Source organism: Mycobacterium sp. MUNTM1 (genome assembly GCF_054660795.1).
Genome location: NZ_BAAGDE010000003.1, coordinates 117130 through 130545 on the forward strand (window position 1 = coordinate 117130; position 13416 = coordinate 130545).

13 protein-coding genes are annotated in these 13416 nt (G+C 67.9%); 4 read left to right on the top strand and 9 right to left on the bottom strand.

Features of this window, described 5'->3' with window-relative positions:
- Positions 1-56: 56 nt before the first annotated feature.
- Complete coding sequence (locus ACYQ8K_RS03000) at positions 57-2096, top strand: glycoside hydrolase family 15 protein (RefSeq protein ID WP_459966935.1); 2040 nt, start codon at positions 57-59, stop codon at positions 2094-2096.
- Positions 2097-2107: 11 nt separating this feature from the next.
- On the opposite strand, the gene ACYQ8K_RS03005 is transcribed toward ACYQ8K_RS03000, so the two are convergent.
- Genes ACYQ8K_RS03005 through lepA form a run of 3 tightly spaced genes read right to left on the bottom strand, consistent with a single transcriptional unit; the run spans position 2108 to position 5557 of the window.
- Complete coding sequence (locus ACYQ8K_RS03005; protein ID WP_459966936.1) at positions 2108-2851, bottom strand: sensor domain-containing protein; 744 nt, start codon at positions 2849-2851, stop codon at positions 2108-2110.
- Positions 2852-2885: 34 nt separating this feature from the next.
- Entirely contained in the window at positions 2886-3644 is a 759-nt protein-coding gene (locus ACYQ8K_RS03010) for a sensor domain-containing protein (protein ID WP_459966937.1), read from the bottom strand.
- A 2-nt stretch (positions 3645-3646) separates the two neighbouring features.
- Positions 3647-5557 (bottom strand): translation elongation factor 4, encoded by a 1911-nt coding sequence (lepA, locus tag ACYQ8K_RS03015; protein ID WP_459967003.1) that lies wholly within the window; start codon positions 5555-5557, stop codon positions 3647-3649.
- Between the two features lie 78 nt (positions 5558-5635).
- Between lepA and ACYQ8K_RS03020 the strand changes: the two genes are divergently transcribed.
- On the top strand, positions 5636-6238 hold the full coding sequence (locus ACYQ8K_RS03020) for a type II toxin-antitoxin system PemK/MazF family toxin (protein ID WP_459966939.1): 603 nt from the start codon (positions 5636-5638) through the stop codon (positions 6236-6238).
- 61 nt (positions 6239-6299) lie between these two features.
- Here the strand turns inward: ACYQ8K_RS03020 and ACYQ8K_RS03025 are convergent, their stop codons facing one another.
- Complete coding sequence (locus ACYQ8K_RS03025; RefSeq protein WP_007769872.1) at positions 6300-6728, bottom strand: CBS domain-containing protein; 429 nt, start codon at positions 6726-6728, stop codon at positions 6300-6302.
- 167 nt (positions 6729-6895) lie between these two features.
- Here ACYQ8K_RS03025 and ACYQ8K_RS03030 point away from each other — a divergent pair, with 167 nt between their 5' ends.
- On the top strand, positions 6896-7738 hold the full coding sequence (locus ACYQ8K_RS03030) for a ribonuclease Z (protein ID WP_459966940.1): 843 nt from the start codon (positions 6896-6898) through the stop codon (positions 7736-7738).
- 9 nt (positions 7739-7747) lie between these two features.
- Here the strand turns inward: ACYQ8K_RS03030 and ACYQ8K_RS03035 are convergent, their stop codons facing one another.
- From ACYQ8K_RS03035 to ACYQ8K_RS03050, 4 genes are read right to left on the bottom strand one after another with little or no spacing between them, the layout of a single operon-like run.
- Positions 7748-8452 carry a hypothetical protein gene (locus tag ACYQ8K_RS03035; protein WP_459966941.1) on the bottom strand — a complete coding sequence of 235 codons (705 nt, stop codon included), beginning with the start codon at positions 8450-8452 and terminating at the stop codon, positions 7748-7750.
- Positions 8453-8474: 22 nt separating this feature from the next.
- Entirely contained in the window at positions 8475-9314 is an 840-nt protein-coding gene (locus tag ACYQ8K_RS03040; RefSeq protein WP_459966942.1) for a transglutaminase family protein, read from the bottom strand.
- Positions 9314-10291 (bottom strand): alpha-E domain-containing protein, encoded by a 978-nt coding sequence (locus ACYQ8K_RS03045; RefSeq protein ID WP_459966943.1) that lies wholly within the window; start codon positions 10289-10291, stop codon positions 9314-9316. The genes ACYQ8K_RS03040 and ACYQ8K_RS03045 overlap by 1 nt, the downstream gene beginning before the upstream one ends.
- On the bottom strand, positions 10278-11975 hold the full coding sequence (locus ACYQ8K_RS03050) for a circularly permuted type 2 ATP-grasp protein (RefSeq protein ID WP_459966944.1): 1698 nt from the start codon (positions 11973-11975) through the stop codon (positions 10278-10280). The genes ACYQ8K_RS03045 and ACYQ8K_RS03050 overlap by 14 nt, the downstream gene beginning before the upstream one ends.
- 145 nt (positions 11976-12120) lie before the next feature.
- Between ACYQ8K_RS03050 and rpsT the strand changes: the two genes are divergently transcribed.
- Positions 12121-12381: a 30S ribosomal protein S20 gene (gene rpsT, locus ACYQ8K_RS03055; protein WP_007769864.1), complete on the top strand. Its 261-nt coding sequence runs from the start codon at positions 12121-12123 to the stop codon at positions 12379-12381.
- 16 nt (positions 12382-12397) lie between these two features.
- On the opposite strand, the gene holA is transcribed toward rpsT, so the two are convergent.
- Complete coding sequence (holA, locus tag ACYQ8K_RS03060; protein WP_459966945.1) at positions 12398-13366, bottom strand: DNA polymerase III subunit delta; 969 nt, start codon at positions 13364-13366, stop codon at positions 12398-12400.
- Positions 13367-13416: the final 50 nt, after the last annotated feature.

A 13416-nucleotide genomic window follows, 5' to 3' on the forward strand; every position in this document is an offset into this window, starting at 1 on the left:
CACGCCTCCTCACCGAAACGTTGGACGCGAGATCGCTGAGCAGCGATGATGTCCAGATGGTTCTGCATGCCCAACCCGAAGACCAGCCGGCCGACGCCATGCCCGAGGACGCCTATCAGGGCGCCTCCGCAGCGTCGATGTCGTCGTCCATCGATTTGCGCACGCCCGGGCCCCTCGCTCCCAGCGCCGCCCTACGGAACCCATTCCCGCCGATTGCCGACTACGCGTTCCTGTCGGATTGGGAAACCACCTGCCTGATCTCCCCGGCCGGGTCGGTGGAATGGCTGTGCGTGCCCCGGCCGGACTCCCCCAGCGTGTTCGGCGCGATCTTGGACCGCAGCGCCGGTCATTTCCGGCTCGGCCCCTACGGCGTCTCGGTGCCGTCGGCCCGCCGGTACCTTCCCGGCAGTCTCATCATGGAGACCACCTGGCAGACCCACACCGGCTGGCTGATCGTGCGTGACGCGCTGGTCATGGGCCCCTGGCACGACCTGGAGCGGCGGTCGCGGACGCACCGGCGCACCCCGATGGACTGGGATGCCGAGCACATCCTGCTGCGCACCGTGCGCTGCGTGAGCGGCACCGTCGAATTGATGATGAGCTGCGAGCCGGCGTTCGACTACCACCGCGTCGGCGCCGCCTGGGAGTACTCCGCCAACGCGTACGGCGAGGCCGTCGCCCGCGCCACCAGGGAACCGGACGCCCACCCGACGCTGCGGCTCACCAGCAACCTGCGGATCGGCCTGGAGGGCCGGGAGGCACGCGCGCGCACCCGGATGAAGGAGGGCGACGACGTGTTCGTCGCGCTGAGCTGGACCAAGCACCCGGCGCCGCAGACATACCAAGAGGCCGCCGACAAGATGTGGCAGACCACCGAGTGTTGGCGGCAGTGGATCAACATCGGCAACTTCCCCGACCACCCGTGGCGGGCGTACCTGCAGCGCAGCGCGCTCACGTTGAAGGGCCTGACCTACTCGCCCACCGGCGCGCTGCTGGCGGCCAGCACCACCTCGCTGCCGGAAACGCCGCAGGGCGAACGCAATTGGGATTACCGCTACGCCTGGGTGCGCGACTCGACGTTCGCGTTGTGGGGTCTGTACACCTTGGGGCTGGACCGCGAGGCCGACGACTTCTTCGCCTTCATCGCCGACGTCTCCGGCGCCAACCACAACGAACGGCACCCGCTGCAGGTCATGTACGGCGTGGGCGGTGAACGCAGCCTGGTCGAAGAAGAGCTGCACCACCTGTCCGGCTATGACCACGCCCGCCCGGTCCGCATCGGCAACGGCGCCTACGACCAGATCCAGCACGACATCTGGGGCTCCATCCTGGATTCCTTCTACCTGCACGCCAAGTCGCGCGAACAGGTTCCGGAGACGCTGTGGCCGGTGCTGAAGAAGCAGGTCGAAGAGGCGATCAAGCACTGGCGCGAGCCGGACCGGGGCATCTGGGAGGTGCGCGGAGAACCGCAGCACTTCACGTCGTCGAAGGTGATGTGCTGGGTGGCGCTCGACCGCGGGGCCAAGCTGGCCGAGCGGCAGGGCGAAAAGAGCTACGCCCAGCAGTGGCACGCCATCGCCGACGAGATCAAGAACGACATCCTGCAGCACGGCGTGGACTCCCGCGGGGTGTTCACCCAGCGCTACGGCAGCGACGCGCTGGACGCCTCGCTGCTGTTGGTGGTGCTGACGCGGTTCCTGCCGCCCGACGACCCGCGGGTGCGAAACACCGTCCTGGCGATCGCCGACGAACTGACCCAGGAGGGCCTGGTGCTGCGCTACCGGGTCGAGGAAACCGACGACGGGCTGTCCGGCGAGGAGGGCACCTTCACGATCTGCTCGTTCTGGCTGGTGTCGGCGCTTGTCGAGATCGGGGAGGTGCGGCGCGCCAAGCGGCTGTGTGAGCGACTGCTGTCCTACGCCAGCCCGCTGCACCTCTACGCCGAGGAGATCGAACCGCGCACCGGTCGGCAGCTGGGCAACTTCCCGCAGGCGTTCACCCACCTGGCGCTGATCAACGCGGTGGTGCACGTCATCCGCGCCGAGGAGGAAGCCGACGGCTCCGGGATGTTCCAGCCCGCGAACGCGCCGATGTAGGCGTAGCCGCCTCAGCCGCGGGCGTTGAGTTTGTCCATCAGCGCGTGGGTGAGCTCGATGGCGGTGGTGTTGATGTCGCCAGTGCCCGCGTCTCCCGGACTGGAGACGGGCATGAACTCGACCGTGACCTCGACCAGGTACGGTCCCTTGACGCCGAGGGCCCGGCCCGTCGGGATTGCGTTCAAACCCCCGTGTGGGCCGCATCCCATCGAAACCGTAGCCGCGACAACCGAATCCGCGACGTGTACATCGGAGATGGCATCCGAACCCCATATATCGATGGGCTCCACCATCAGCGTGGTCCCGTCACACTTCTGCCACTGCGCGGCGAACCTGGCGAACAACGCGTTGGCGTCCGCGTCCGTCCGCAACGCGACGACGCCTTGCTGGACGCTGTCGACCTTCACGGAATCACCTTTGTGCACCCACATTTCGGCGGCCGTCTCTTGCAGCGGCGCGGAGACATAGGCGACCCGCTGCATCATGTGAACGACGCCGATGCAGTCGGCGGGCACCCCGTTGTCCCAATTGGTGCCCAGTTTGTCGATGCCCCCGAACTCCGAGTAGTGCGGGTAGGGCTGGAACGGTTGGCCGAGCAGCCTTGCCAGCGCGGTACCGTCGAACAGGGCCCGCTTGATGGCCGGCACCCGCCCCGCGCTTTGCGCCAGACTTGCTGTGCCAGCGATAGTTTCGGTGCACCCGCTCGCCAGCAGCACCACAACCAAAGCGGCCAGCGATCGCCAGCTGCTTTTCACGTGGTTCCTTGCCTTCCCGGCGCCCGCCGCGACGTCAGCCCAGGGCGCTGACTCTGTCCATCAAGGCGTGGGCGACGTCGATGGCGCTGGTATCGATGTTGGCCGATCCCGGGTCGGAGGACCGTCTCCCCCCGAAGAACACCACCTGAACCTCGACGAGGCAGTTCGACCGGATGCCGATCGCGCGTGCCTGCGGGGTGGGCCGCAGCGGCGGCATGTTGGGCAGGACGGACGTGGCCATCTTGGTGGCCGCGATGGTGGAATCCGTGGTGCGGACGTCGCTGATGACGTTCGTGGTGCTGATCGGGCCGCTCTGTTCCGACGTCGTCATGCCGCTGCACTGCTGCCACTGCTGGGAGAACTGCGCGAACAGGGCCTGGGCCTGCACGGCCGACGGCAGCGTGACCACGCCCTCCTCGACAACGATCACCTGCGCCGGCTCGCCGTTATTCCACCACGATTGCGTCGCAACGTCTTTCACGTCGGCGGACTGGTACACACCCTGCTGCAGCATCGCCGTCACGCCCAGGCAACCGGCCTGCGACATCGATCGCTTGACCTGATACAGCTTTTCGGGCCCGCCGAATTCGGCTGGGTCCCGCGCCACGAACGGCTGATTGAGCATCCGCGACAGCGTCGGCCCGTCGAGAAGCACCTGTTTGACCATCGCGCCGCTCAGCGGTTGAGGCTTCAGATTCGGCGCCGGCTTCGCCGTTCCCGCGACGACGCCACCGCAGCCCGTCGCCACCGCGACGACCGCCATCAGCGTCGCCGCCAACCCCCGTATCCGCATGGCTACTTTTTGCCCTTATCCCCCGCGGCGTCGGCGGACAGCGCCGCGACGAACGCCTCCTGCGGCACATCGACGCGCCCGATGGTCTTCATCCGCTTCTTGCCTTCCTTCTGCTTCTCCAGAAGCTTGCGTTTACGGGTGATGTCGCCGCCGTAGCACTTAGACAACACGTCCTTTCGGATCGCGCGAATGTTTTCGCGCGCAATGATTTTCGATCCGATCGCGGCCTGGACGGGCACCTCGAACTGCTGGCGCGGGATCAGCTCTTTGAGCTTGGTGGTCATCTTGTTGCCGTAGGCCGAGGCCCCGTCCTTGTGGACGATCGCGCTGAACGCGTCGACGGCCTCGCCCTGCAGCAGGATGTCGACCTTGACCAGCTGCGCCTCCTGCTCGCCGGCCTCCTCGTAGTCGAGGCTGGCGTAGCCGCGGGTGCGCGACTTCAACGAGTCGAAGAAGTCGAAGATGATCTCGCCCAGCGGCATGGTGTAGCGCAGCTCGACCCGTTCGGGCGACAGGTAATCCATGCCGCCCAGTTCACCGCGGCGCGACTGGCACAGCTCCATGATGGTGCCGATGAATTCGCTGGGCGCGATGATCGTGGTCTTGACCACCGGCTCGTAAACGGTGCGGACCTTGCCTTCCGGCCAGTCCGACGGGTTGGTCACCACGATTTCGGTGTTGTCTTCCTTGACGACGCGATAGACGACGTTGGGCGACGTCGAAATCAGGTCCAGGTTGAACTCTCGCTCCAGGCGCTCGCGGGTGATCTCCATGTGCAGCAGACCCAAGAAGCCACAACGGAATCCGAAGCCCAGCGCCACCGACGTCTCCGGCTCGTAGGTCAGCGCCGCGTCGTTGAGTTGCAACCTGTCCAGCGCGTCACGCAGAACCGGATAATCGGAGCCGTCCACCGGATACAGGCCCGAGTAGACCATCGGCCTGGGTTCGCGGTATCCGGTCAGCGCCTCGGTGGCGCCGTGCCGGGCCGCCGTCACCGTGTCACCGACCTTGGACTGGCGCACGTCCTTGACCCCGGTGATCAGGTAGCCCACCTCCCCCACGCCCAGGCCGTCGCTGGCCTTCGGCTCGGGCGAGACGATGCCGACCTCGAGCAGTTCGTGTGTGGCGCCGGTGGACATCATCGCGATGCGTTCGCGCGGCGTGATCTTGCCGTCCACCACCCGGACGTAGGTCACCACACCGCGGTAGATGTCGTAGACCGAGTCGAAGATCATGGCGCGCAGCGGCGCGTCGGCGACGCCCTGCGGCGGCGGCACCTCGCGCACCACGTGGTCGAGCAGGTCGGCGACGCCGTCCCCGGTCTTGCCCGATACGCGCAGCACGTCGCCCGGCTCGCAGCCGATGATGTGGGCGATCTCGGCGGCATAGCGGTCGGGGTCCGCGGCGGGCAGGTCGATCTTGTTCAGCACCGGGATGATGTGCAGATCGCGGTCCAGCGCCAGGTAGAGGTTGGCCAGGGTCTGCGCCTCGATGCCCTGCGCGGCGTCGACCAGCAGCACCGCACCCTCGCAAGCCTCCAGCGCGCGGGACACCTCGTAGGTGAAGTCGACGTGGCCCGGGGTGTCGATCAGGTGCAGCACGTAGTCGGTGTCACCGACCCGCCACGGCAGGCGCACGTTCTGGGCCTTGATGGTGATCCCGCGCTCGCGCTCGATGTCCATCCGGTCCAAGTACTGGGCGCGCATGGACCGCTCGTCGACGACGCCGGTGAGCTGGAGCATCCGGTCGGCCAGCGTGGACTTGCCGTGGTCGATGTGGGCGATGATGCAGAAATTCCGAATCTGCGCCGGCGCAGTGAAGGTCTTGTCGGCGAAACTGCTGATGGGAATCTCCTGGTGCGTGCAAGCTTGGCGGGGCGCGTCGCGGCCGTTTCCGGGCCGGTTCGCGGGTATGTCCAGCGTATCCAGACCGGGCCGCCACGACCTACTTGGACACAGTCGCAGCCCGCCGCTCGCGTCTATGCTGCGAATATGCCGTCTCCCCGGAAATCCCAGTGGAAGACGTTCCAGCGGTTCGCGGAGAATCTGGTGTTCAACGGGGCTCCGCGCCTGGTCCGGCAGGTGCAGAATTCCCAGACCGTGCTGCGCGAGTTGCAGCAGGCCGTGCGGATCACCGCGAACGTCATCGCCGCGGTCGCGCCGCCTCCCGCCGAGGCGCCCGTCACCGGCCGGCCGGTGACCAGCGGCAGCCTCCCGACCGCGCATCGCGCCCGCAAGCTGGTGTACGCGCCGAGCCTGGACGGCCGGGCCGATCCCGGCGAGATCGTCTGGACATGGGTGGTCTACGAGGACGACCCCACCCGCGGCAAGGACCGCCCCGTCCTGGTGGTCGGACGGGACCGCAGCGTCCTGCTGGGGTTGATGGTGTCCAGCCAGGAACGTCACGCCGCGGATCACGATTGGATCGGAATCGGTTCCGGCCCTTGGGATTACGAGGGCAGGCCAAGCTGGGTCCGACTCGACCGGGTGCTCGACGTGCCCGAAGAGGGCATCCGCCGCGAGGGCGCCATCCTGGATCGCGAGATCTTCGATGCGGTGGCCGCGCGGCTGCGCTCCGACTACTCCTGGCGTTAGTGCGCGTCGAGCGTGCACTCAGCGTGAGTCCGAGCGAATTTTTTCGCCGTGGGTGCCCGGCTCAGCCCTGCGTGATGTAGGACTGCAGCTGCTGCTGCTCGGCCTCGAGCTCTTCCATGCGGGTCTTCACGACGTCACCGATGCTGACTATGCCGATCAGCTTCTTGCCGTCCAGCACCGGCACGTGCCGCACCCGGTTCTTGGTCATCAATACGCTGATGGCGTCGACTTCGTCGGTCTTGGTGCACGTGGCCAGCATCGACGTCATGATCTTGGACACCGGGCGGGACAGCACGCTGGCGCCGTGCGTGTGCAGCTGGCGGACCACGTCGCGCTCCGAGACGATGCCGACCACACCCTCGTCGCCGACTACGACCATGGCGCCGATGTTTTGCTCGCTCAGCCCCGCCAGCAGCTCGCGAACCGTCGCGTCCGGGTTGATGGTCACCACCGCCGCGCCCTTGTTCCGCAAGACGTCCGCTATCCGCATCGAGGCCTCCAGCCGGGTTGTGATCCGCTTCACATCAGGCTACGGCTAACTCGCGCGGCGGAAAAGCCACCAAGAGAAGCTGCAAACAGATCGTGTCCAAACGGTGAAAGCCGCGCAGATCGGCCGATTGGGCCACTGCGGCCAGCGCTTGCTTGCAAGATAGCCCCATGATCGAGGTCACGCTGCTGGGCACCGGAAGTCCGATCCCCGATCCGAACCGAGCCGGGCCGTCCACGCTGGTGCGGGCCGGCGGGCACACGTTCCTGGTCGATTGCGGACGTGGGGTGCTGCAGCGCGCGGCCGCGATCGGGGTGGGCGCGGCCGGCTTGACGGCCCTGTTGCTGACTCACCTGCACAGCGACCACATCGGCGACCTCGGCGACGTCCTCATCACGCGGTGGATCAGCACCTTCAGCCCCGATCCCGCGCCGCTGCCGATCATCGGACCGCCCGGCACCGCCGAGGCGGTCGCGGCGACGCTGAACGCGTTCCGGCACGACATCGGCTACCGGATCGCCCATCACAGCGACATCAACGAGCCACCGGCGGTGGACATCCACGAATACACCGAGGGCGCCGCCTGGGACCGCGACGGGATAACCATCCGGGTGGCGCCCACCGATCACCGGCCGGTGGCCCCGACCATCGGCTTTCGGATCGATTACCAGGGCGCCTCGGTGGTGCTCGCCGGCGACACCGTCCCGTGCGCCGGCCTCGACGACCTGGCGGCCGGCGCCGGCGCGCTGGTGCACACCGTGATCCGCAAGGACATCGTCGCCAACATCCCCCAGCAGCGGCTGCAGGACATCTGCGACTACCACTCCTCGGTTGAGGAGGCGGCGGCCACCGCGGCCCGCGCGGGGGTGGGCACCCTGGTCATGACGCACTACGTGCCGGCACTGGTGCCCGGCCAGGAAGAACAGTGGCGGGCCCTGGCGGCCGCGCAATTCGGCGGGCGCATCGAACTCGGTGACGACCTGCACCGGGTCCAGGTCGACGCGCCTTCGTGACCCCGCGGGTTACCGGGCCGCCGAATCTCGTTGCGCCGCAGGGGAAAGCGCAACTCCCGCCACCATCAGCCAGGTCAGGGTCAGTACCCGCGCGACCGGCAGGATGACACCCAGCGCCGGCCAGATCAGCACCGCCGTCGTCGTTTCGGCGAGGGCGGCCGTCGCCACCCCTGCCCACGCGACCGCCCGGGGCAGCAATCCGTTGCCGGGCGCCGCGAGGGCGCCGACCAGCAGGCCCAACGCCACGATGTGCCCCGGGCCGCCGGTGAGAAACACCAGCAGGTAGAGCGCCCGGACCACCGCGGCATTCGCTGCGACGTCGCGAATCGACAACGCCCAACCCAGCAGACCGGCCAGGCCGAGCGCTCCGGCGGCCAGGGCCCCGCCGGTCAGCGCGACCGCGGCCGACCCGGCGCCGGCCCCGAGCCGGCGCAACCGGGCACCGGCGATCGCCGCGTACAGCGCCAGCGGCACCGACGAGGCGAACGTCGCAACCGCGATGATGCGCACGGCGGTCGGCTGGGCGCGGACGTAGCTCACGACGGCGCTGGGCGGGCCGTAGGGCAACGGCATGACGCCGCCCACCGCGACCCCGATGGTGATGCCGCCGATGAGCAGCCCGATGCAGACCAGCAACAGCGCGGCCAGGGGCGAGCCGCCACGCCCGCGTCGGTTGTCGTCGCGCCGGGTCCCGCCGGCGGCTGAATCGCTCATCGGAGCAACGGTATCGCCGCGGCTAGGCGAGCCGGGTCACCTCCACGATCACGTCGAGGTCGGTGGCGCCCTCCCCGGAGTAGATGCCCTTCAACGGGGACACGTCGGCGTAGTCGCGACCCGCGCCCACGCCCACGTACTGCTCGGTGATCTCGGTGTCGTTGGTGGGGTCATAGCTCCACCATGCGCCCGTCCACGCCTCGATCCAGGCGTGGCTTCGTCCGTCCACGGTGTCCCCCACGACGGCTTCACGTTTGGGATGCAGGTAGCCCGAGACGTAATGCGCCGGAATCCCCATGCTGCGCAACAACATCAGTGACAGGTGGACGAAGTCCTGGCAGACGCCCTTGCCCTCTTTGAGCGCGTCCAGCCCCGAGGATGCCACGCTGGTGGTCCCGGGAAGGTATTCGAGTTCGTTGCGCACCCAATTGGCCGCGGCGACAACGGCTTCGGCCGGCTCGTGGGTCTTGCTGATCTTTTTGCCCACCGACGCCACGCGCTTGCTGGCCGGGGTGTGCTCGGTGGGACGCAGCAGGTCGTCGTAGCGATCGATCACGGTCTCCGACTGCAGGTCGCTCCAGCCCACCTCCGTCGAGAACGGCTCGGCCCGCTCGGTTTCGACGACGGATGACGACATCACCGTGAGGTCGGTGTGGGGTGCGTGCAGGTCGAACGCCGTGACCGCGGTGCCCCAGTAGTCGATGTAGCGGTAGGACCGCGTCGCCGGGATGGTCTCGACGCGGTTGAGGATCACGTTCTGCCGAGTGTTCGACCGCGGGGTCAGCCGAGCCTCGTTGTAGGAGGCGGTCACCGGCGACTGGTAGGCGTAGCCCGTGGTATGCACCACCCGCAGCCGCCACATCAGCCGTCCCCTTTCCTGCTGACCAGTCGGGCGCGCTGGCCCGCGTCCGACCACGCCACCCACGGCGTCACGTGGAAGTACTGCAGCGACAACGCCTCTCCGACGTCGCGGCAGGTCCGCTGCAGCCCCGCCAGGCGGCTCTCCAACGATTCCAGCAGCACACCGGGCTGGACGAACTCCAACTCGCTGCGCGCCTGGCCGAGCAGCCGCTGCGCCTCGGCGGTGGCCCCGATCCGGCTCTGCCGGTTGTGCACCAGCTCGTCGAGGTTGTGTTCGGCCAGCCGCAGCGAGTAGAACACCGACCGCGGAAAGAGCCGGTCCAGCAACATGAATTCGACCACCCGGCCCGCATCCAGCACGCCGCGGTAGGTCCGCAGGTAAGTGTCGTGTGCGCCCGCCGAACGCAACAGCGTCACCCACGCCGGGGACGAAGCGCTGTCTCCCACCCGCGACAGCAGCAGCCGCACCGTCATGTCGACGCGTTCGATCGCCCGGCCCAGCACCATGAAGCGGTAGCCGTCGTCGCGGGACAGGGTCGAGTCGGCCAGGCCGGCGAACATCGCGGCGCGTCGTTCGATGAACGACAAGAAGTCATGTGGCCCAAGGCGTTTGGCGGCACGTTCACGTTCGGGCATGGCGTGATAGGTGGTGTTGAGGCACTCCCATATCTCGCTGGAGGTCACCTCGCGCGCCGACTTCGCGTTCTCCCGCGCCGAGGTGATCGCGTCGACGATCGAGCAGCCGCCCTGGGCGTTGGTGCTGTAGGCCACCAGGTCGGTCAACGACCATACGTCCAGGTCGTGCTCCGGTGGATCGATGCCGAGCACCCGCAGCAGCAGGCGCGACGCCTGATCGGGGTCGACGCTGGAATCCTCGAGCAACTGGTGCAGCGCCACGTCCAGGATGCGGGCGGTGTCGTCGGCGCGCTCGACGTAGCGCCCGATCCAGTAGAGCGCCTCGGCGTTACGTGCCAGCATCGTCCACCGTCCTTTGCTGTTGCTGTTGCTCGAGCTGCTCGCGCTGGGGCAGTTCGGTGGGTTGCGCCTGCTGTGGTGGCACCGATGTCAGCCGCGGGCCGTCGTCGACCAACGGGTCCGGCATGGACGTCGGCAGCGAGCGCACCACCTCCGCCGCCTCCAGCTCATGGTCGCCTGCGGCCGCCCGCGACGCCAGCACCCAAGTGTCCTTGGAGCCGCCGCCCTGGCTGGAGTTGACCACCCGCGACCCCTCGACCAGGGCCACCCGGCTCAGCCCGCCGGGCAGCACCCACACGTCGTCGCCGTCGTTGACCGCGAACGGCCGCAGATCCACGTAGCGCGGCGCCAGCGTGTTGCCGATCTGCGTCGGCACCGTCGAGAGCTCCATCATCGGCTGCGCGATCCAGCTCCGCGGATCGTCGCGCACCTTCTTCGCGACGGCAGCCAGCTCTTTCTCGGAGGCCTCCGGGCCGAACACGATGCCGTAGCCGCCGGATCCCTCTACCGGCTTGAGAACCAGCTCGTCGATGCGGTCGAGCACCTCTTCGCGCTCGTCGTCGAGCCAGCAGCGCAACGTCTCCACGTTGGCCAGCAGGGGCTTTTCGCCCAGGTAGTACTCGATCATCGTGGGGACGTAGGTGTAGACGAGTTTGTCGTCGCCGACGCCGTTGCCGATCGCGCTGGAGATGGACACGTTGCCGGCGCGGGCGGCGTTGACCAGGCCGGCCACCCCGAGCACCGAGTCGGCACGGAACTGCAGGGGGTCCAGGAAGGCGTCGTCGATGCGCCGATAGATCACGTCGACCTGACGCTCGCCCTCGGTGGTGCGCATGTACACCTGGTTGTCGCGGCAGAACAGGTCGCGCCCCTCGACCAGCTCGACGCCCATCTGGCGGGCCAGCAGCGAATGCTCGAAATAGGCCGAGTTGTAGACGCCCGGGGTCAGCACCACCACCGTCGGGTCGGCCTCGTTGGTGGCCGCGGAGTTGCGCAGCGCCCGCAGCAGGTGCGAGGCGTAGTCGTCGACCGCGCGCACCCGATGGGTGGCGAACAGGTTCGGGAAGACGCGCGCCATGGTGCGCCGGTTCTCCATGACATAGGACACACCTGAGGGCGAGCGCAGGTTGTCCTCGAGGACCCGCCAGACGCCCTTCTCGTCGCGGATCAGATCGATGCCGGCGACGTGGATCCGCACGCCGTTGGGCGGGACGATCCCCATCGCCTGGCGGTGGAAATGCTCGCAGGAGGTGATCAGGCGGCGCGGGATGACGCCGTCGTTCAGGATTTCCTGGTCGCCGTAGACGTCATCGAGATACATCTCGAGCGCCTTGACCCGCTGGGTGATGCCGCGCTCCAGCCGGGCCCACTCCGCGGCCGAGATGACCCGCGGCACCAGGTCCAGCGGAAACGGCCGTTCCTGACCCGACAACGAGAACGTGATCCCCTGGTCGAGGAAGGCGCGCGATAGCGCTTCGGCGCGAGCTTTCAGTTCCGAGGCGTCCGACGGCGCAAGCTCGGCGTAGATGCCCTTGTAGGGACCGCGGACGGCGCCCTGGGCATCGAACATCTCGTCGAACGCCATCTCGTAGGCGTCCGAAGACATGTTGTAGCCGCCGAAGATGCGCTCAGAACGCGCAGCGCGAAAACCCCGCTTGCTGTCGTCAAGCTGGTTCGTAAGACTCACTGTTCAGATGCTGCCTCAAGTCGACGTTCTGGCAGCCCACGTGTTCCCGTTTTGGGAGAAAACGTAACTCACTGATAACCTGGGCAATCGCTGTGGTGGTATCCGGCGACCCCATAAAACGTCTAATCGAAGAAGGAACTCCAGCGTGGCCAACATCAAGTCGCAGCAGAAGCGCAACAAGACGAACGAGCGCGCTCGCCTGCGCAACAAGTCGGTGAAGTCGTCGCTGCGCACCGCCGTCCGCGCGTTCCGCGAGGCCGCCCACGCCGGCGACAAGGAGAAGGCCGCCGAGCTGCTGGTGTCGACCAACCGCAAGCTGGACAAGGCGGCCAGCAAGGGCGTGATCCACAAGAACCAGGCCGCGAACAAGAAGTCGGCGCTGGCGCAGGCCCTCAACAAAATCTGACGACCCGCCACCGCCTTTAGTGGCCGCGCTGGGCTGCTAGCTCAGCGACCTGCCTGACCGCGGATTCCAGGGCGTAGTCGGCGTCCACCACCGCCCCTTTGACGTTCGCGTTGAGCGTCGCGACCACCTTCATCGCGGTCGCCACCGAGTCACGCGACCAACGCCGGGCCTGCTTCTGCGCCTTCTGCACCCGCCAGGGCGGCATGCCGAGCTGCGACGCCAACCGGTAGGGGTCCCCCGACAGCGGCCCGACCCGGCCGATCGTGTGGATCGCCTCAGCCAAGGCATCGGCCAGCACCACCAGCGGCTCGCCCCGCATCATCGCCCACCGCAGCGCCTCGGCGGCTCCCTCGATGTCGCCGGCCACCGCCTTGTCCGCGATGTCGAAGCCCTTCACCTCGGCCTTGCCGCTGTGGTAGCGCCGCACCGCGGCGGCATCGACCACCCCGCCGGTGTCGGCGACCAACTGCGAGCAGGCAGAGGCCAACTCCCGCAGATCGGAACCGACCGAATCCAGCATCGCGGTCACCGTCTCCTCGTCGGCCTTGACGCGCAGGCCGCGAAATTCCTTGCGGACGAAGTCAATGCGCTCGCTCAGTTTGGTGATTCGCGCGCACGCATGCACCTCGGCGCCGAGCGACTGCAGCTCGGTGGCGAGCGCCTTGGCCCGCCCACCGCCCGAGTGCACCACCACCAGCACCACACCCGTCGGCATGTCGTTCGCGGCCGAAACGATCACCGCGGCAGCGTCTTTGCCCGCTTCGCCGGCGGCCTCGAGCACGACGATGCGCTCGTCGGCGAACAGTGACGGGCTCAGCAGCTCCGCGAGCTCATACGTACTGACGTCGCCCGCCCGCATCCGGTTGACCGGAACGTCGTCGGTGCCGGCCCGTTTCCGCGCCAACCGCAGCACGTCGGCCACCGCCCGTTCGACCAGCAGTTCCTCGTCTCCCAGGACCAGGTGCAACGGCGAAACCTCGCTCACCCCACGATGGTGTCACGCCCCGCCGACGACGCCGCTCGGGGATCCGGTGG